The sequence below is a fragment of the Corallococcus sp. 4LFB genome (assembly GCF_046520365.1).
GTDB classification, from domain to species: domain Bacteria; phylum Myxococcota; class Myxococcia; order Myxococcales; family Myxococcaceae; genus Corallococcus; species Corallococcus caeni.
Genome location: NZ_JBKGHJ010000126.1, coordinates 1 through 18,206 on the forward strand (window position 1 = coordinate 1; position 18,206 = coordinate 18,206).

Annotated in this window: 15 protein-coding genes; 12 read left to right on the forward strand and 3 right to left on the reverse strand. The window is 71.2% G+C overall.

Annotation, left to right across the window (positions count from 1 at the left end; all coding sequences use genetic code 11):
- The 5 genes from gspN to ACLEQD_RS15950 all read left to right on the forward strand — a co-directional run.
- On the forward strand, positions 1–750 hold a 750-nt coding region (gene gspN, locus ACLEQD_RS15930), incomplete at its 5' end, for a type II secretion system protein GspN (protein ID WP_410384939.1).
- 122 nt (positions 751–872) lie between these two features.
- The gene (locus tag ACLEQD_RS15935; RefSeq protein ID WP_410384941.1) at positions 873–1,253 is read left to right on the forward strand and encodes an FHA domain-containing protein; all 381 of its coding nucleotides are present in this window, start codon (positions 873–875) and stop codon (positions 1,251–1,253) included.
- Complete coding sequence (locus tag ACLEQD_RS15940) at positions 1,205–2,335, forward strand: sigma 54-interacting transcriptional regulator (protein WP_410384943.1); 1,131 nt, start codon at positions 1,205–1,207, stop codon at positions 2,333–2,335. The genes ACLEQD_RS15935 and ACLEQD_RS15940 overlap by 49 nt, the downstream gene beginning before the upstream one ends.
- Positions 2,311–2,502: a helix-turn-helix domain-containing protein gene (locus tag ACLEQD_RS15945; RefSeq protein ID WP_410384945.1), complete on the forward strand. Its 192-nt coding sequence runs from the start codon at positions 2,311–2,313 to the stop codon at positions 2,500–2,502. The genes ACLEQD_RS15940 and ACLEQD_RS15945 overlap by 25 nt, the downstream gene beginning before the upstream one ends.
- A 220-nt stretch (positions 2,503–2,722) precedes the next feature.
- Entirely contained in the window at positions 2,723–3,238 is a 516-nt protein-coding gene (locus ACLEQD_RS15950; RefSeq protein ID WP_120525684.1) for an RNA polymerase sigma factor, read from the forward strand.
- A gap of 13 nt (positions 3,239–3,251) precedes the next feature.
- On the opposite strand, the gene ACLEQD_RS15955 is transcribed toward ACLEQD_RS15950, so the two are convergent.
- Together ACLEQD_RS15955 and ACLEQD_RS15960 are read right to left on the reverse strand one after the other, a co-directional pair.
- Entirely contained in the window at positions 3,252–3,905 is a 654-nt protein-coding gene (locus tag ACLEQD_RS15955) for a hypothetical protein (RefSeq protein ID WP_410384947.1), read from the reverse strand.
- Between the two features lies 1 nt (position 3,906).
- Entirely contained in the window at positions 3,907–6,084 is a 2,178-nt protein-coding gene (locus ACLEQD_RS15960) for a S46 family peptidase (protein ID WP_410384948.1), read from the reverse strand.
- A gap of 122 nt (positions 6,085–6,206) precedes the next feature.
- Between ACLEQD_RS15960 and ACLEQD_RS15965 the strand changes: the two genes are divergently transcribed.
- The gene (locus tag ACLEQD_RS15965) at positions 6,207–6,944 is read left to right on the forward strand and encodes a M50 family metallopeptidase (RefSeq protein ID WP_410384950.1); all 738 of its coding nucleotides are present in this window, start codon (positions 6,207–6,209) and stop codon (positions 6,942–6,944) included.
- Positions 6,945–6,960: 16 nt separating this feature from the next.
- Here the strand turns inward: ACLEQD_RS15965 and ACLEQD_RS15970 are convergent, their stop codons facing one another.
- Positions 6,961–7,620: an MBL fold metallo-hydrolase gene (locus ACLEQD_RS15970; RefSeq protein WP_338279105.1), complete on the reverse strand. Its 660-nt coding sequence runs from the start codon at positions 7,618–7,620 to the stop codon at positions 6,961–6,963.
- Positions 7,621–7,726: 106 nt separating this feature from the next.
- Between ACLEQD_RS15970 and ACLEQD_RS15975 the strand changes: the two genes are divergently transcribed.
- From ACLEQD_RS15975 to sppA, 6 genes are all read left to right on the forward strand, one after another.
- Positions 7,727–8,440, forward strand: a complete 714-nt coding sequence (locus tag ACLEQD_RS15975) for a hypothetical protein (protein ID WP_410384952.1) — start codon at positions 7,727–7,729, stop codon at positions 8,438–8,440.
- A 289-nt stretch (positions 8,441–8,729) separates the two neighbouring features.
- Positions 8,730–11,108, forward strand: coding sequence for a DNA topoisomerase (ATP-hydrolyzing) subunit A (locus ACLEQD_RS15980; RefSeq protein ID WP_410384954.1), 2,379 nt, complete (start codon positions 8,730–8,732; stop codon positions 11,106–11,108).
- A gap of 10 nt (positions 11,109–11,118) precedes the next feature.
- Positions 11,119–13,050, forward strand: a complete 1,932-nt coding sequence (locus ACLEQD_RS15985; protein ID WP_410384956.1) for a type IIA DNA topoisomerase subunit B — start codon at positions 11,119–11,121, stop codon at positions 13,048–13,050.
- Positions 13,051–13,399: 349 nt separating this feature from the next.
- Positions 13,400–14,608 (forward strand): PEGA domain-containing protein, encoded by a 1,209-nt coding sequence (locus tag ACLEQD_RS15990; RefSeq protein WP_410384957.1) that lies wholly within the window; start codon positions 13,400–13,402, stop codon positions 14,606–14,608.
- Between the two features lie 28 nt (positions 14,609–14,636).
- Positions 14,637–15,845, forward strand: coding sequence for a PEGA domain-containing protein (locus ACLEQD_RS15995; RefSeq protein WP_410384959.1), 1,209 nt, complete (start codon positions 14,637–14,639; stop codon positions 15,843–15,845).
- A gap of 48 nt (positions 15,846–15,893) precedes the next feature.
- On the forward strand, positions 15,894–18,206 hold a 2,313-nt coding region (gene sppA / locus ACLEQD_RS16000; protein ID WP_410384961.1), incomplete at its 3' end, for a signal peptide peptidase SppA.

Here is an 18,206-nt window from a genome sequence, read left to right on the forward strand (position 1 = left end):
CTGGGCGCGGACGCCGTTTCGGCGCTCGCGCGGGGCGAGTCCGGCGGGCTGGGCCCGGACGAGCTGGGCGAGGCGCTCGTCTTCGACAGCGTGGCGCTGCGCCCGTCCGTCTTCCCGCCCGGCGTGGCGATGAAGATGAAGGGCATGGGCGGCACGGTGGACGTCCACGTGGGGGGCCTGAGCGGCACGTCGCTGAACGTGGACGTGGACGGCGTGCAGGCCAGCGGCGGCAACCTGCCCAAGTACACGGGCGTGGACATGGAGGGCACCCTCAACGCGAAGCTGGCGCTCCAGGCGCCGGGGACGATGATGCGCGGCCAGCCGGTGGACTGGTCCCAGGCGACCGGCACGGTGGCGCTGGACACCCAGGGGCTCACCATCAAGGGCGGCACGGCGGCCATCCCCATGGGCGGCGGCCCCGCGATGCCCATGACCCTGCCGCGCATGGCGCTGGGCGAACTGAAGGGCGACATCCAGTTCGACAAGGGCCTGGGCACGGTGCGGGACCTGAGCCTCAAGAGCGAGGACCTGGAGGGCTCCGGCACCGGCACGGTGAAGCTGGGGCGGCGGCTGGAGTACAGCGAGCTGGCGCTCGACGTGCGGCTGAAGTTCGATCAGGCCTTCCAGCAGCGGCTGGGCCCCCTGGCGCTCGCGGTGAACATGCTGCCGCAGGACCGGGACAACCCGGGTTGGCGCGGCGGGCGGCTCAGCGGCATGGTGAGCAGCCCGCGCTTCGGTCCCAAGCGGTAGGACCCCGGGGGTCGGTTCCGTCCCTCCCCCTCCAGGCCTCGGGCCCGGGTTGCTGGCCGCGCACGCGCCGTGTAAAGCGCTGCGCGGCCCCTGGGTGTCCGGGGCTTGGGAGAGAGTTCGTAATGCCGGAGCTGGTGTTCTTCCGTCGAGGCGAGGAAGTGCTGCGGGTGGCGGTGGACCGGGCGCGGGTGGTGCTCGGCCGGGGCGACTCCAGCGACGTGGCCATTCCGGATCCGGAGGTGAGCCGCCAGCAGGTGGCCCTCCTGTGGGACGGCCAGAAGTGCCGCGTGGAGGACCTGTCCGGCAAGGGCACGAAGGTCGCGGGCGCGGTGGTGGAGCGCGGCGACCTGCCCGACGGCGCGGACATCGAGCTGGGCCAGTGGCGCGCGGTGTTCCGCCAGCACGGCGCCAGCGAGACGCGGACGCCGCCACGGAGGCGGGCAACGCCACCAGCGTGCAGGGCCGGGACGCGCAGCGCTGGCAGCCCGCGCAGCTGCGCGTGAAGCAGGGCGGCACGGAGGCCGTGCACCGGCTCACCGGCGACAGCTTCACGGTGGGCAAGGACGCGGGCAACGACCTGGTGCTCCAGGACCGGTTCATCTCCGGGCGGCACCTCAAGGTCACGCGCAAGGACGGCGTCTTCCACGTCGTGGACCTGCGCTCCACCAACGGCACGTGGCTGGGCCCGGTGCGCCTCTTCGAGGCGGAGGTGACGCTGCCCACGTCGCTGCGCGTGGGCGAGGCGGAGCTGATTCTGGAGGCCGTGCCCGCGGCGAAGAAGGACGCCCAGGCCTTCCACGGCATCCTCGGCAGCGACCCGTCCGTGCGGCAGCTGACGGACCTCATCCAGCGCGTGGCGCCGTCCACCGCGGCCGTCACCATCCTGGGCGAGTCCGGCACGGGCAAGGAGCTGGTGGCGAACGCGCTGCACGCGTGCTCGCCGCGCGCGAACCGGCCGCTCATCCCGGTCAACTGCGCCGCCATCTCCAAGGAGCTGATTGAGAGCGAGCTGTTCGGCCACGAGAAGGGCGCGTTCACCGGCTCCGTGGGCGCGCGCAAGGGCGCCTTCGAGGAGGCCGACGGCGGCACGCTGTTCCTGGACGAGATTGGCGAGCTGCCGCTGGACCTCCAGGCGAAGCTGCTGCGCGCGCTGGAGAGCGGTGAAATCAAGCGCGTGGGCGCCAGCCGCCCCCTGCACGTGGACGTGCGCGTGGTGGCGGCCACCAACCGCGACCTGCTGGCGGCGGCGCGCGAGGGCCGCTTCCGCGAGGACCTCTACTACCGCCTGTGCGTCGTGCCGCTGCACCTGCCGCCCCTGCGCAACCGCCGGGGCGACGTGGTGGCGCTGGCGGAGCACTTCGTGCGCGCGTTCGCCCCGCGCGGCAGACGGTGCGCTTCACCCAGGCCGCGCTGGAGCGGCTCCAGCAGCACGCCTGGCCGGGCAACATCCGCGAGCTGCGCAACGTGGTGCACCGCGCGCTGCTGCTGCGCAAGGGCCCGTCCATCGACGGAAGCGACCTGTCCTTCGACCAGGAGGTCAACCGCGAGACGGGCATCACCGTGCCGGAGCTGCCGCCGGGCATGACGCTGGAGCAGATGCTGGAGAAGCTGGAGCGGCAGATCATCGAAACCGCGCTGCGCCGCTTCAACAACAACCGCGAGCGCGTGGCGCGGGAGCTGGGCCTCGCGCGCTCCACCCTCTTCAAGCGCCTGAAGGACTGGGGCCTGACGAAGCAGGACGAGCAGGAGTAGCTCCGCCCCGCCCTACCCGCTCCCCGGGTGGGCGGGGTCGCCCCAGGCCGGGCGCGGCGGAGCCCCCACGTGCACGAGCGGCGGCGGCGTCCCCCTGGCCCGGAAGGTGCGCACCGGCTGTCCGCGCGAGGACACGGCCCCGGAGTCGCATGCCCTCCAGGGCCATAGACCGTTTCCCGCCCCCGTTCGTTCCAGGGGAAGACACAGGAGACCGTCCGCCATGGGCCCGCACGCCGCCGTCCTCGCCTTCCCCACCCTGGATGACTTGTACGCCCAGCACCGTCCCCGAGCGCTGGCCATCGCCCGGCGCATCGTGGGCGACACCGACGACGCGGAGGACGTGGTGCAGGACGTCTTCCTGCGCCTGTCGCGGCAGCCCCCGGGGCTGGACGGGCGCGCGACGTGGACCACCTGGCTGCACCGGGTGATGGTCAACAGCAGCATCAACTGGCTGCGCGCGCGCCGTCGCCGGGAGCGGCTGACGCACGCGCCCCAGGAGACCGTGTCGCCGGAGGCCCACGCCATGGGCACGCAGATGCAGCGCCACTTCCACGAAGCGCTGGAGGAGGTGAACCCCCAGCAGCGGCAGGTGCTCTACCTGCGCGAGGTGCGCGGCCTGGGCTCCGCGGAGATCGCCCGGCTCCTGCGCATCCCCGAGGGCACCGTGAAGAGCGCCCTGCACCGCGGCCGCCAGCGCGCCCTCACCGTGATGGAGGAGCGCGGCCAGCGGCCCTGAAAGTCCGGGCCGGCTATTCGTCGCCCTTGCTGCCCACGAACTGGTCCCCCTTCTCCTTGAAGAGGAGGTTGAAGCTGGTGAGCGAGCCGTAGACGCGGGTGATGTAGCCCTGCATCTCCGCCTTCTCCGCTTCGCTCAGCTTGGGGTGGGCGTTGAGCTTCTGCTCCAGCACGCGGATGCGGTCGCGCACCATCGTGACCTTGTGGAACAGGTTGTCGATGGGCAGGTCCTTCGCCTGGAGCTCCGGGTTGCCCGGCACCAGCCGCACCGTGCCGCCCTCCCACTTGCCCGCGAGCGGCGGCTCACTGAGGGCCGCCGCCTCCCGGAAGATGTCCATCAGCTCTTCGCGCGTCATGTTCAGCCCTTCCAGGTCCACCACCGCGTGGGGATCCGCGCGGTGGCGCACCACCACGGGCGCCACGCTCCGCGCGGTGCGGGTTCGCGTGCTCGAAACGAGAGGCGCCGGGGCCGCCGAGCCCCGGGGCGCGTACTTGTCACAGATGGGCGCGGAGGGCGGGAACATGCCGCGCGAGTTGTGCAGGCGGCACGGCCCCACCCAGCCACGGTGATCCTCGGAGTGCGGACTCCAGAGCTTGCAGTTGCCGCACACACGCTCATCAGGGCGGAAGGTGGGAAGAGGCCGGGGTCCCGCTCCCGCGTCCGACATGTCAGCGCGCCTCCTTGGCCACCGGCTTGCCCTTGCGGATGTTGAGCTCCCGCAGGAGCGCGTCCGCGTCCTCGACCTGGTCGAGCTGCCAGAGCAGGTAGCGCACGTCCACGTTGACGTTCCGGGCCACGTCCGGATTGTAGCCGAAGTCGTTCGCGACGTTCTCCCACACGCGGTCGAAGTTCACGCCGACGAGCTGCCCCTTGCCGTTCACCGTGGGGCTGCCGGAGTTGCCGCCCGTGGTGTCCGCGTCCGCCAGGAAGTCCACCGGCACGTCCTTCAGCCGGGGGTCCACCCACCGGCCGAACTTCTTCGCCTCCGCGGCGGCGCGCACCTTCTCCGGCGCGTCGAAGGGCTCCTCCCCCGTGTGCTTCTGGAGCATGCCGCTCAGCGTCGTCTGCGGCAGGTACAGCACGGCGTCGCGCGGCGTGTAGCCCCGCACCTTGGCGAACGACACGCGCAGCGTGCTGTTGGCGTCCGGAGCAATCGGCTTGCCCGCCTGCGCCATCACCGCCTTGCGCCACGCCGGCCGCAGCCGGGAGGACGCGCCCTGGCGCCGGTCGCGCGTGTCATCCAGCGCGGCCTGCTCCTTCGCCAGCTCCATGCCGAACGCCAGCAGCGGGTCGCGGCGCGCGGCGAGCTGCCCCACGGACTCGTCCGCCATCTTCAGGCGCTCGGCGAGGGTGAGCACCTTGGTGCCCGCGTAGAGCGAGTCGATCTTCGCGGTGACGTCCTTCTGCGAGTACGTCTTGCCGAAGACGGCGTCCACGGACGTGATGCGCGCGTCCTGCGGGAGCGCCTGCGCGCGCTTCACGAACGCGTGCAGCAGGGCCTTGTCCGCGGCGAGGAAGAGGTTCTTCTGCTCGCGCTCCAGGCGGTCCTTGATGCGCGGCACCTCGCGGTCCATGTACTCCGGGCGGCGCTCCAGGTCCGGCTTCGCGCGCTCCATGGCCAGCCGGGACACGGCCGTGGCCAGCGCGGGGCCGCGCGCCAGGCGGCTGGACATGTTCAGGAGGAACTCACGGTCGAAGGTCTTGGCGGCTTCCTTCTGCTCCGCGAGCAGTGCCTCCCGGGCCTCGAGGGCGTCGCCCCACTTCGCGGCGTCCTTGCGCGCCCAGGCGACGGTGGCCGCCTCCGCGTCGCGCTGCTTCTCCACGATGTGGCCGCGCTTCAGGCCCGCCAGCTGCCCGCCCGCGTTCTTGTAGACGTTGTGCAGGCCCTTGAGCTGCGAGGCCACGGCGATCTTCCCGGCCGGGTCCTTCTCCCCTTCCGCCTCCAGGATGCGGATGGCCTCGCCCAGCACGTCGCGGATGCGCGGGTAGTAGCGCGCCTGGCGCTCCGCCATCTCGTCCGCCAGCAGCGTGCGGAACGTCGTGCCCGGGTAGCCCAGCACCATCACGAAGTCCCCGGGCTTCACGCCCTCGGTGGACAGCGGGAAGAAGAACTCCGCCTTGTAGGGCACGTTCTTGTCGCTGAACGTGGCGGAGGCGCCGTCCGGCGCGGTGTACGCGCGGATGATGGCGAAGTCGCCGGTGTGGCGGGGCCACATCCAGTTGTCCTCCTCCCCGCCGTACTCGCCCACGGCGCGCGGCGGCGCGTAGACCAGGCGCACGTCCCGCAGCTCCACGGCGTCCACCAGCGTGTAGTTCACGCCGCCGTCGAAGGTGGCCACCTGGCAGCGGGTCGCGGGGCGCTTCTCGCACTCGGCCACCAGCTCCTTCTGCTTGCGGTCGATGGCCTTGTAGCGCGCGAGGTCGTCCGCGCCCTGCGGCACGGCGGCGTTGATGTCCGCCGTCACGTCCTTGAAGCCGCGCGGCACCTGCACGCGCGAGCCCTTGCCCGGGAGCTCCTCCGACTGGCTCTTCGCGAGGAAGCCGTCGGTGATGAGGTCCTTCCGCGGGGAGCTGTGCTCCTGGATGATGGAGAAGGCGCAGTGGTGGTTGGTGATGATGAGGCCGGAGGCGGAGATGAACGACCCGGAGCAGCCGCCGGTGTTCACCGTGCCCGCCAGCAGGCCCGTGCCGCGCTTGGGGTCCCACAGCTTGTTGGGCGGCAGCTGGAGCCCCTGGGCCTTGAGCCAGGCGGGGCTCAGTTCCAGCACCTGCTGCGGGGTCCACTTCCCTTCCCCGGCGAAGACCGGGGCAGCCACGAGCGAGAGGAGAAGGAGCGTCTTCTTCATGGTGCCCCATCCCTACTCCGTCCGCCGCCCGGGCGCGACCGTTCCGGTGTCCGGGGCGGGCGTTTTCACGGAAGATGGAACGCGCTTGGATGTTCCGGTGTCCAGGCAGGAGGGGACCAGCGATGCGGACCGCGAGCGGGGCGACACTGGATTTCGGAAGGCTGGCGCTGCTCCTGCTCCTGATGGGGGCGTCCTGGTACTTCTGGTACTCGCCGGTGCTGTGGCCGGTGAAGGTGCTGGTGGTGATGATGCATGAGAGCGGGCACGCCATCGCCTCGCTGCTCGTGGGGGGCTCGGTGGACCGGGTCCACCTCCAGGTGAACGAGGGGGGGACCTGCTTCTCCCGGCTGCCGCCCGGCGTGTTCAACCGCGTCATCGTGTCGTCCGCGGGCTACCTGGGCAGCGCGGTGGCGGGGGCGGCGCTGATGCTGGCCACGTTCCGCTTCCGGCTGGGCCGCGCGGTGATGGGGGCTGCGTCCGTGTGGCTGGCGGTGATGGGCTTCTTCTACGCGGGGGACCTCTTCACCCTGGCCTTCTGCCTGGGCATGGCGGTGGCCATGGGGCTGGGCGCCAGGTTCCTGCCCACGGGGCTGGTGGACGCGCTCAACCTGTTCCTCGCGGCCTTCACGGCGCTCTACGTCGTCTTCGACCTGCGGGACGACCTGTGGAACAGCGCGGTGCGCGCGCAGAGCGACGCGGCCATCCTCGCCAGCGAGACGTGGGTGCCCTCCATCGTCTGGGCGGCCCTGTGGACGCTCTTGTCGCTGGCCCTGCTGGCCGTGTCCGCGTACTGGGCCATGCACGCGAAGCCGGGCGGCGGCGTGAAGCTGCCGCCCGTGGCCCGCGCGCGGCGGGTCTGAGCGGCCAGGCCGCGCCCTACTTGCGCGGCCGCATCCGGAAGGCCACGAAGGACGCCATGTCCGGGAAGCCGAAGTACGGGTTCTTCTGCCGGATGGCCTCCATCTGGGCCACCGGCACGTCCGCGTAGTCGTGGCCGGGGAACAGCCGCGCGGAGTCCGGCACCTTCGCCAGCACCTGGGACAGCGAGCGGTACATGTCCTCCGGGTTGCCGCCCGGGAAGTCGCACCGGCCGCACCCGTTGATGAAGACCGTGTCCCCGGACACGAGCGCGTCCTCCGCCAGCAGGCAGTGCGACCCCGGCGTGTGCCCGGGCGTGTGCAGCGCCTGGAACGTGCGCGCGCCCACCGGCACGGGGTCCCCCGCCTTCAGCGGCCGCAGCGCGTCACCGCCCTTCGCGCGCAGCTCGCTGGAGAAGGCGACCTCCTCCGCCTGCGCGTACACCGGCACGTCGTGGCGCGACAGCAGCTCCGCCAGGCCGTTGATGTGGTCGCCGTGGCAGTGCGACACGAACGCGCCCACCAGGCGCTTGCCGTCCTTCGCCACCGCCGCCTCGATGGCCGGCACGTCCCACGCCGGATCCACCACCACCACCTCCGGGCCGTCCTGGGGCCCCACGAGGTAGACGAAGTTGTCCATCGGTCCGAGCTTGAGCTGGCGCACGTACGGCGTGGGCATGGGTGTCCTCCAGGTGGCCACTCTACGCCCCAGGCTTGCCGCCCCGGGGCCTGTTCCCTTTGAATGCCCACTTTCGCCGTCCCATGCCGCCAGGAGGTCCTCTTCCGTGAAGCGCCTGCCCACCCTGCTCGCCTGCTCGCTCCTGGCCGGCGCGACCGCCTCCGCCGCCGGGCGGAGCGCCTCCACCTTGCGCTACAAGCCGTCGCCGGACGACGAGCGGCCCGTCATCGTGGACGCCACCATCGGGCCCCAGGGCAGCGACTTCGCCATGCGCCTGAAGTTCAACCGGGCCCCCTTCGGCGAGGAGTGCAAGCAGCGCTGCGCCAACATCACCCTCTTCCTGGACACCGACTCCAGCGCCCAGTCCGGCCTGCGCCTGGCCACCCCCAAGGCCCCGGAGAACGGCGCGGACCTGGCCGTCGTCATCCAGGGCGTGCGGGAGTACAAGCGCCAGAACGCGCCCCCGGAGACGGCCCTGCGCGTGAAGATCCGCCGGCTGGGCTCCGACGCCACCAGCGCGGACGCGGGCGAGCTGCTCGCGGACCTCAACAACCGGCAGGATCCGGAGCGCATCCAGACGGACGGCACCACCGTCTACCTCCTGGTGGACGCCACCAGCGCGCTCTTGCCCTCCGCGCGCAAGGTGCGCGTCATCTACCACCCGCCAGGGGGCAAGGCCCTCACCGCCAGCATCAACGGGATGGCCGGCGGCGGCTCCGGCCGGGGCGTGCAGATCTTCAAGCGCGGCAGCGGCTGGGGCCGCGCCCCTGACGCCGAGGGCAAGAAGCCCCGCCCCACCCCCTCCGGCGACAACGGCTAGTCCAAGCAGCCTGCCAGTCAGGTCCGGACAGCGCTCCCCTCGGAATTCCGAGGGGTTGGCGGTGGGTTTCAAGCAGGCACAGGACTGCACGGACGTGCAGAAGTGTCGCGCTGGAGCCGACGCAACCTCCCGAATTCGTTCTCAATGTCAGAGGCCCATGGTAGTCCCGGCCATCTGACGTTGAGGGTGTCCGACCCGACTGGTAGTCGCAGCGCGCACGGCGTGGCCCGCGCGCCGCGTCACGCACGGTGGGGGCGGCCCGTGTGAAACCCATCTGGATTCCATGACCATGCTCGCAGAAGCCGAAACGAAGTCGCGCAAGAAGCAGGGAGGCCCGGCCGGGGGCGGAGGCAAGGGAGGCGGCGGCGCGTCCGGCGCCGGCGGCGGGGACGGTCTGCCCGCGGGCCTGGCCGAGGAAGCGCGCCGCCGGTACCTCAACTACGCCCTGTCGGTCATCACCTCGCGCGCCCTGCCCGACGTGCGCGACGGCCTCAAGCCCGTGCAGCGCCGCATCCTGTACGGCATGTGGAACGACCTGAACCTGTCGTTCGACACGAAGTACCAGAAGTGCGCGCAGGTGGTCGGCGCCATCATGGGCCGCTACCACCCGCACGGCGACACGGCCATCTACGACGCGCTCGTGCGCATGGCGCAGGACTTCTCCCTGCGCTACCCGCTGGTGGACGGCCACGGCAACTTCGGCTCGCTCGACGGCGACTCCGCCGCGGCCTACCGCTACACCGAGTGCCGCCTGGAGAAGCTGGCCACGGAGCTGCTGGGGGAGCTGGACAGCAAGACGGTCCGCTTCCGCCCCAACTACGACGGCACCCGCGAGGAGCCGGTCGTCATCCCGGCGCGCGTCCCGCAGCTGTTGATGAACGGCACCACCGGCATCGCGGTGGGCATGGCCACCAACATCCCGCCCCACCACCTGGGCGAGCTGGTGGACGCGCTGCTGGCGCTCATCAACGACCCGGAGCTGCAGACCAAGGACCTGCTCAAGTGGATCAAGGGGCCGGACTTCCCCACCGGCGGACAGATCCTCAACGACAAGAAGGAGCTGCGCGAAATCTACGAGACGGGTCAGGGCTCCGTCCGCATCCGCGGCGAGTACAAGCTGGAGGAGCTCAAGCGCGGCGGTCAGATGATCGTCGTCACCTCCATCCCGTACACGGTGAACAAGTCCACGCTCGTCGCGAAGATTGGCGAGCTGGTGCGCGAGCGCAAGCTGCCGCTCATCACCGACGTGCGCGACGAGTCCACCAAGGACGTCCGCATCGTGCTGGAGATCAAGAAGGACGCCAACCCCGAGCTGGTGATGGCGTACCTCTACAAGCACACGCCCTTGCAGACGAACTTCGGCGTGAACCTCACGTGCCTCGTGCCGTCGGACAACCCGGACGTGGGCACGCCCAAGCGGTTGGACCTCAAGTCCATCCTCCGCTACTTCCTCGACTTCCGCCTGGAGATCGTGACGAAGCGGTTCGAGCACGAGCTGGCGGAGCTCAAGCGGCGCGTCCACATCCTGGAAGGCTTCGAGAAGGCCTACGACGCGCTGGATGAGATCATCCGGATCATCCGCCAGTCCGAGGGCAAGCAGGACGCCGCCCAGAAGCTGATGGCGCGCTTCAAGATGGACGAAGTGCAGGTGGACGCCATCCTGGAGATGCGCCTCTACAAGCTGGCCCGCCTGGAGATCCTCATCGTCCAGAAGGAGCTCAAGGAGAAGCGCGCGGAGATCAAGCGCATCGAGGGCATCCTCAAGGACGTGAAGAAGCGCTGGGCCGTCATCCACGACGAGCTGTCCGGCCTCAAGGCCGCGTACACCGACAAGCGCCGTACGCGCATTGGCGGCGCGGGCTCCGAGGAGATGGAGTTCTCCGCGGAGGCGTTCATCGCGGACGAGGACGCCCACGTCGTGATTACCCGCGACGGGTGGATCAAGCGCGTGCGCGAGGTGAAGGACCCGTCCACCACCCGCCTGCGTGAGGGCGACGCGGTGATGGCGGTGCTCGCCGGCAGCCTGAAGGCGAACCTGGTGCTGTTCAGCAACTTCGGCACCGCCTACGTCACCCGCTTCAACGACGTGCCGGCCTCCACCGGCTACGGCGACCCGGTGCAGAAGCTGTTCAAGTTCGACGACGGCGAGCGCGTGGTGGGCGCCCTGTCCCAGGATGCCCGCCTGCCCCAGCCGGAGAAGCTGGTCGCGGTGACGCGCCAGGGCCTGGGCCTGCGCTTCCTGCTGGCGCCGCACCTGGAAGTCTCCACCCGCGCCGGCCGCCGCTACGCGAAGACGGGCGAGGGCGATGAGATCATCGGCACGCAGCCGGTGGGCGATAGGGACCTGCTCGCCGTCCTCACGGAGAAGACCCACGCCCTCGTCTGCAAGGTGGCGGAGGTCAATGAGCTGGCGGGCCCGGGCAAGGGCGTCCAGGTCATCAAGGTGGACGCGGGCGACAAGGTGGTGGACTTCCTCGCGGCGCCGGCCAGTCAGAAGGACGCCACGCTGGAGTTCGAGACGCAGAAGGGCCGCAAGCTGCACCTGTCACCGGCGAAGTTCGGCGTGACGGGGCGCGGCGGCAAGGGCCATGAGATGTCCAAGCGCGACACGGTGAAGGAGGTGGCGCGGCCCGTCACCTTCGTGCCGCTGCCGGAGAAGAAGGAGTAGCGGGAAGGCCATGGCGACCAAGAAGGAAAGCTACACAGGCGCGGACATCCAGGTCCTGGAAGGCCTGGAGCCGGTGCGCAAGCGCCCGGCCATGTACATCGGTGGCACCGACACCACGGGCTACCACCACCTGCTCTGGGAGATCGTCGACAACTCGGTGGACGAGGTCATCAACGGCTTCGCGTCCCTCATCGAGGTCACGCTGCACAAGGGCGGCAAGTCCATCACCGTCGTGGACAACGGGCGCGGCATCCCCGTGGACATGATGCCCAAGCACAAGAAGCCCGCCGTGGAGGTCATCCTCACGACGCTGCACGCGGGCGGCAAGTTCGAGCAGGGCAACTACATCCACTCGGGCGGTCTGCACGGCGTGGGCAGCTCCGTGGTGAACGCGCTCACCAGCAAGCTGCTCATCGAAATCAAGAAGGACGGCAAGCGCCACGTGCAGTCGTACGCGCGCGGCAGGGCCACCAGCGCCCTCAAGGTGGAGGGCCCGGCGCGCGGCACCGGCACGTCCATCACCTTCGAGCCGGACGCCGAAATCTTCGGCGAGAAGCAGAAGTTCGACGCGGCCCTGGTGCGCGAGCGCCTGGAGGCCAAGAGCTACCTGCACAAGGGGATGACGGTCGTCTGGAAGGACGAGACCGCCACGCCCGCCGTGTCGGAGACGTTCAAGCACGACGGCGGCATCGCCGAGTACCTCACCAAGGTCGTGACGGAGCGCCAGAAGCCCATCGTCCCCGCGGGCAGCACGCCGTTCTACTTCTCGCGCGACAACGAGGTCCGCCTGGAGGTGGCGCTGGCGTGGACGGAGGCCACGGACGAGCACATCCGCTCGTACGTCAACGGCATCCCCACGAACCTGGGCGGCACGCACGAGGCGGGCTTGAGGGCGGCCATCGTCAAGGCGATGCGCAACTACATCGAGACGCACGGCCTGACGCCCAAGGGCGTGTCGCTCACCGCGGAGGACATCCGCGAGGGCATCACCGCCATCCTCTCCGTGTACGTGGTGGAGCCCCAGTTCCAGGGGCAGACGAAGGGCCGCCTCAACAACCCGGAGACGACGGCGCAGGTGGACGGCGCCATCCGCCCGGTGCTGGAGAAGTGGCTCAACGACAACAAGTCCATCGCGGAAGCGCTGCTGGCGCGCATCATCCTGGCCGCCCGCGCGCGCGAGGCGTCCCGCGCGGCCTCCGCCGCCATCAGCCGCAAGTCCGCGGTGAGCCACCGGCTCAACCTCCCCGGGAAGCTGGCGGACTGCTCGTCCACGGACCCGCAGACGAGCGAGCTGTTCATCGTGGAGGGTGACTCCGCAGGCGGCTCCGCCAAGCAGGGCCGCGACCGGCGCACCCAGGCCATCCTCCCCCTGCGCGGCAAGGTGCTCAACGCGGAGCAGGCGTCCACCGACAAGGTGGCCACCAACAAGGAGCTCCAGGACATCGTCAGCGCGCTGGGCTGCGGCATCGGCTCCGACTTCGACATCACGAAGCTGCGGTACGGCCGCGTCTTCCTGCTGATGGACGCGGACAGCGACGGCCACCACATCGCCACGCTGCTGCTCACGTTCTTCTACCGGCACCTGCGGCCCCTGATTGAGGCGGGCGCGGTGCACATCGCCCAGCCGCCGCTGTACCGGGTGGACATCGGCAAGGAGACGTACTGGGCCCTGGACGAACCGGACCGCGACCGCATCATCCGCGAGAAGGCCAAGGGCAACGCCAAGCCCAACATCATGCGCTTCAAGGGCCTGGGTGAGATGACCGCCGATGAGCTGAAGACGACCACGCTCGATGCGAAGAACCGCATCAGCCTGCGCGTCACCATCGACAACGCGCTGGAGACCGACCGCATCATCAATGACCTGATGGGCAAGGATGTCTCGGCGCGTTACAAGTTCATCACCGAAATGGCGGGCGAGGTCCAGGAGCTGGACGTCTGAGAAAGCGGGAGTCCCCGCACACCCGGGACGGGCGCGATTCCGTCCCGGGTGCAGCATTGGTCTTCCGCCCCGCCGGTCGGCTAGCATCCGCCGAATCGTGAACACTGCCGTCTTGCCCTGACTGTCGCGCTCGCCTGTGTGCTGAGCGCTCCCGCCGCCGACGCCGCCAAACGGAAGTCCGCCGCGAGGAAGAAGCGCCCCGCCGCCACCAAGAAGGTGCCCGCACCCGTCCCCGAGGACACCTTCACCCCACCGGATGAAGCGCCCCCCGCGTCGGACGCGCCAGTGGCACCCACGGCGCCCACGGCGGCCACCCAGGCCCCGCCGGCCACGCCCGCCCTCCCGAACGATGGCCGACGCGCCGGCCGCGGTGGTGCGCGCGGCGCCGTCCAACGCGGTCGCCATCTTCGGCGTGGCCCGCCAGTCGGCCGCGGCGGACTTCGCGGCGAAGCTGGAGGACACGCTCACCCGGAAGCTGGGCAGCGCGGGCGACATCCAGTTCGTGGACCTGGCCACCGCCTTCCCGCCGCCGGAGCCGCAGGGCACCCCCAAGGGGGACGCCCTCTTCGACGAGGGCCGCACGGCGTACGACAACCTGGACCCGGACACCGCGGCGGTGAAGTTCAAGGCGGCCGCGGAGGCCTACGTGCAGCGCCCCGGCGACCTGCGCCCGGAGAGGCTGGGTGAGACGTACCTCTTCCAGGGCGCGGCGCAGCTGCTCAACGGCGACGTGGCGGGCGCGAAGGCGGCCTTCACGAACGCGCTGCTGGCGGAGCCGTCGCTGCGCCCGGACGCGGCCCTGTTCGGCCAGGACGTGCAGCGGGTGTTCGCGGAGGCCCAGACGGAGCTGAACGCACAGCCGCAGGGCACGCTGGCGGTGACGTCCCAGCCGCAGGGCGCGCGCGTGCTGGTGCGCGGCCGCGAGGTGGGCGTGACGCCGCTGACCGGCGCGAAGCTGGCCCCGGGCCACTACCCCGTGCAGGTGGTGCTGCCGGGCTACGCCCCGTTCGCGACGTACGCGGAGGTGAAGCCCTCCGCCCCCACGGAGCTGAAGACGAAGCTGGCCTCCGCGCCGGGCCTGTCCGCGCTGCGTGACGCGGCGGCGAAGGCCGGCACCGAAGCCGCCTTCGACGCGGACGGCGTGCCGCCGGAGGTGGGCGCCATCGGCGAGCGGCTCAACGCCCGCTACGTGGTGCTGGCGGCGTCCTTCCAGGACAGGAAGGGCCGGCTGCACGGCGAGGTGCAGGCGTGGGACCTGCGCACGAAGAACCGCCTGCGCGGCGTGGAGGTGGACTTCGGCAAGCGCGACGGCGAGGGCAGCGCGGACGCCGCCGCGGCCCAGGTGCACACCTTCCTCACCGGCGCGGCCCTGCCCCAGGGCCGCGAGGGCGCGAAGGAGCCACTCGTGTCCAGCGACTCCGTGCTGCGCAAGCCCTGGTTCTGGGCGGCGGCGGCGGGCGTGGCGGCCGTGACGGCGGGCGTGGTGTACGTGGCCACGGCGGACCGCGGCTCCGGCTTCAACCCGGTGAATGGTCTGCCCGGTGGAATTTCCTTCTAGACCGGGCGTCAAGCGCACAGGACTCCTCATGAAAGCCCTTCCGCTCGCGCTCCTGCTGCTGCCCGCCCTGGCGCTGTCGGCCTCGCCCCCGCAGGGCCGCGTCTCCGCGCTGCTCATCCCCATGGACCCGTCGTCCGAGTCCTCCGGGGTGCAGATGGAGAGCTACATGAACGACGCGCTCGGCAACTTCGCGGGCTACTCCGTGCGAAGGCCGCGCGACCTGTTCGGCCTGCCGGACGACCCGGCCGCTCAGGCGTCCTTCCAGCGCGCGAAGAAGGGCTACGAGGAGAGCCTCAAGGCCTTCGAGGCGCGCGACTACGAGGACGCGGAGCGCAAGGTGCGCGCCACCCTCAAGGAGGTGGAGGGCTCCGTCGCGGCGATGACCTCCTGCTTCCCGCTGTGCGACGCGCTGGCGCTGCACGGCGCCATCCTCCAGCTGCGGGGGGACGTGGAGGAGGCGAAGCTGCTGCTCATCGACCTGATGGCGCTCAACCCCACCTTCGAGCTGAACCCCAAGCGCTTCAGCCGGGACTTCATGAGCCTGCGCGTGCAGGTGGCGACCAGCCGCACCTCGCAGCTGCGCGGCAGCGCCACCTTCAAGTCCCGGCCCGCGGGCGCCCGCGTCTACGTGGACGGCGAGCCGGTGGGCTTCACGCCGGTGACGCTGCCCACGCTGCCGGTGGGCAAGCACCTGGTGCGCATGGAGCGGCCGGGCTTCCGCCAGTTCGGGCAGATCGCGGAGGTCACGCCGGACGACGTGGAGGTCAACACCGCGCTGTCGCCGACGGCCACCTACAAGGCCTACGACGCGCAGCTGGACAAGGTGGTGCCGGACGTGGCGCGCGGCAGCGACAAGCCGGCCAACGCCGTCATGTCCCTGGGCAGGTCGCTGAGCCTGGACCGCGCCATGGTGGGCACCGTGCGCGTCATCCCGGAGCGGGGCACGGAGCTGTCGCTGGGCTTCTTCGACGTGAAGAGCGGCAAGCGCCTGGGCTCGCGCAAGCTGGTGCTCCAGGGCGACGAGTACGGCCAGCTCAAGTCGGAGATGGAGCGGGTGGTCAACCAGCTCATCAACAGCGAGGGCGAACAGGTCATCAAGAAGCGCGACCCGCTGGACAACCGCAGCGGCGCGGAGGACTGGGGTTCGGAGGACCGGGGCGGCAACTCCCGACAGTCCGTCAAGAAGCACTCCGGGGATGATCCGTTGGATAGCGTGTCGGGTACCGAGGACTGGTAGCACGCGGCGCTTGTCCCGGGACGGCTCCCCCCTAGAGTCCCGGGCCGTATGCGCCACCTGCCGCTGCTCGCCCTCCTCCCCAGCCTCGCGCTTGCCCAGACGGGCGCCGTCGACCGCGCCCCCGCCCCGCCCCGGGGCGTCACGCTGCCGCCCACCAACGCGGCGCTCATCGACGAGGCGCCCGCCCTGTCCCTCAACCCCGCCGGCCTGGGCTTCCAGGACGCGGGGCAGCTGTTCTACCTCCACGAGCGCAACCTCGAATCCGACTCCGTCGCGGACGCCGTGTTCCTGGGCACGCGCCTGCTGGGGCTGGGCGCGGGCTTCTCCCTGGAGTGGATCCGCGGGGAGAACGCGCCGGACTACCGCAAGACGTCCTTCGGCCTGTCGCTGGGGCCGCGCACGCTGCAGCTGGGCGCCGCCCTGCACGACTTCAGCTCGGATGACCGCCGCATCGGCGGACTGACCAGCTGGGACGTGGGCCTCACCGCGCGCCCCTTCCGCTTCCTGTCGCTGGCCGCGGTGGCGAAGGACGTGAACGCGCCGGAGCAGGACGGCCTCAAGCTGCCGCGGCGCTACACCTTCGGCCTGGGCCTGCGCCCGCTGGGCGAGCGCTACACGCTGGGCGTGGACTGGCTCTTCGCGGAAGGCGGCTTCCGGGAGGGGCTGGCCACGTACACGCTCCAGGCGGAGGTGGTGCGCGGCCTGCGGCTGGGCGGCGGGCTGTCCCACGGCTTCGTGAGCGGCATCCCGCTGGCGCTCCAGTTCGCGGCCACGGTGGACCTGGGCCACGCGGGCCTGACGTACGCGGCGGGCGGCGCGGGGAGCGGGCTGGACCACGTGCTGCAGCTTCGCCTGTCGTCGGAGCGCTACCGCTCCGTGCACGGCGGCGGCGGCGTGGTGGCGCTCTTGGACCTGGACGACATGCTGGCGGGCGGCGTGAGCCCCGCGCTGGCGCTCCTGGGCGTGAGCGAGGTGGACCCGTACCTGCGGCTGATGAAGTTCCTGGACCTGGCCACGCGCGACGAGCGGCTCAAGGGCGTGGTGCTGAAGATGGAGGGCCTGCCCGGCGTGGGCTGGGGCACGGCGGAGGAGCTGCGCCGGTCGCTGCTCAAGCTGCGCGAGGCGGGCAAGAAGGTCGTGGTGGTGATGCTGTCCGGGGATGACCGCAGCTACCTGGTGGCGTCCGCGGCGGACAGCGTCTACGCGCTGACGGAGGCGGCGCTGCCCATCAACGGCCTGGCCGCCACGGTGACGTCGCTGGGCGGCACCATGGAGAAGCTGGGCGTGCACTGGGACGTGGCGCGCGTGGGTGAGTACAAGACGGCGATGGAGCAGTTCACCCGCTCCGACATGAGCCCCGCGGAGCGCGAGACGCTGGACGCGTACCTGGACGCCCAGGTGGCGCACTACGAGAAGGCCGTGGAGGCGGGGCGCAAGCTGCCTCCGGAGAAGCTGCGCGCCGCGTGGGCCCAGGGCATCCTGTCCTCCAAACGGGCGCAGGCGGCGGGGCTGCTGGACGGCGTGGTGTCCGCGACGGAGCTGGACGCGCGCGTGGCGGAGTGGTTCCCCGGCCTGCGCTTCCACCCGGCGTACTCGCCGCGCGACGAGCGCGAGGACCGCTGGGGCCTGCGCCGCCGCATCGCGGTGGTGCCGGTGCTGGGCGACATCACCGGGGGCCGCAGCCGCGAGGACCCGCTGGGCTTCGCGCAGCTGGCGGGCGCGGAGACGGTGGTGCGCGCGCTGGAGGAGGCGCAGGAGGACCCGTCCGTGGTGGCCATCGTCCTGCGCGTGGACTCCGGCGGCGGCGACGTGCTGGCGTCGGACCTGATGTACCGCGCGGTGCTGGAGGCGAAGAAGCACAAGCCCGTCGTCGCCTCCATGGGCGACGCGGCGGCGTCCGGCGGCTACTACGCGGCGGTGGCCGCGGACGAGGTGCTGGCGGAGCCCACGACGCTCACGGGCAGCATCGGCGTCTTCTACCCGAAGCCCGCGCTGGAGGGCCTGGGCATGAAGCTGGGGGTGAACCAGCAGACGCTCAAGCGCGGCGACCTGGCGGACCTCCTGGAGTGGTGGAAGCCGTGGACGCCCGAGCAGCAGGCCGCGGTGCAGACCTGGGTGGACGATTCCTACGACACGTTCATCACGGAGGTCGCCCGCAACCGGAAGATGGACAAGGCGAAGGTGGACGCCGTGGCCCGGGGCCGCGTGTGGAGCGGCACGGACGCGCTCGCCCGGGGGCTGGTGGACGGGCTGGGCGGCCTGCAGGAGGCCGTCGCGTCGGCGCGCAGGCGCGCGAAGGTGCCCCCGCGGAGGACCTGGACCTGGACGTCATGGGGGACGCGCGCGGCTTCCGTCTCCGCC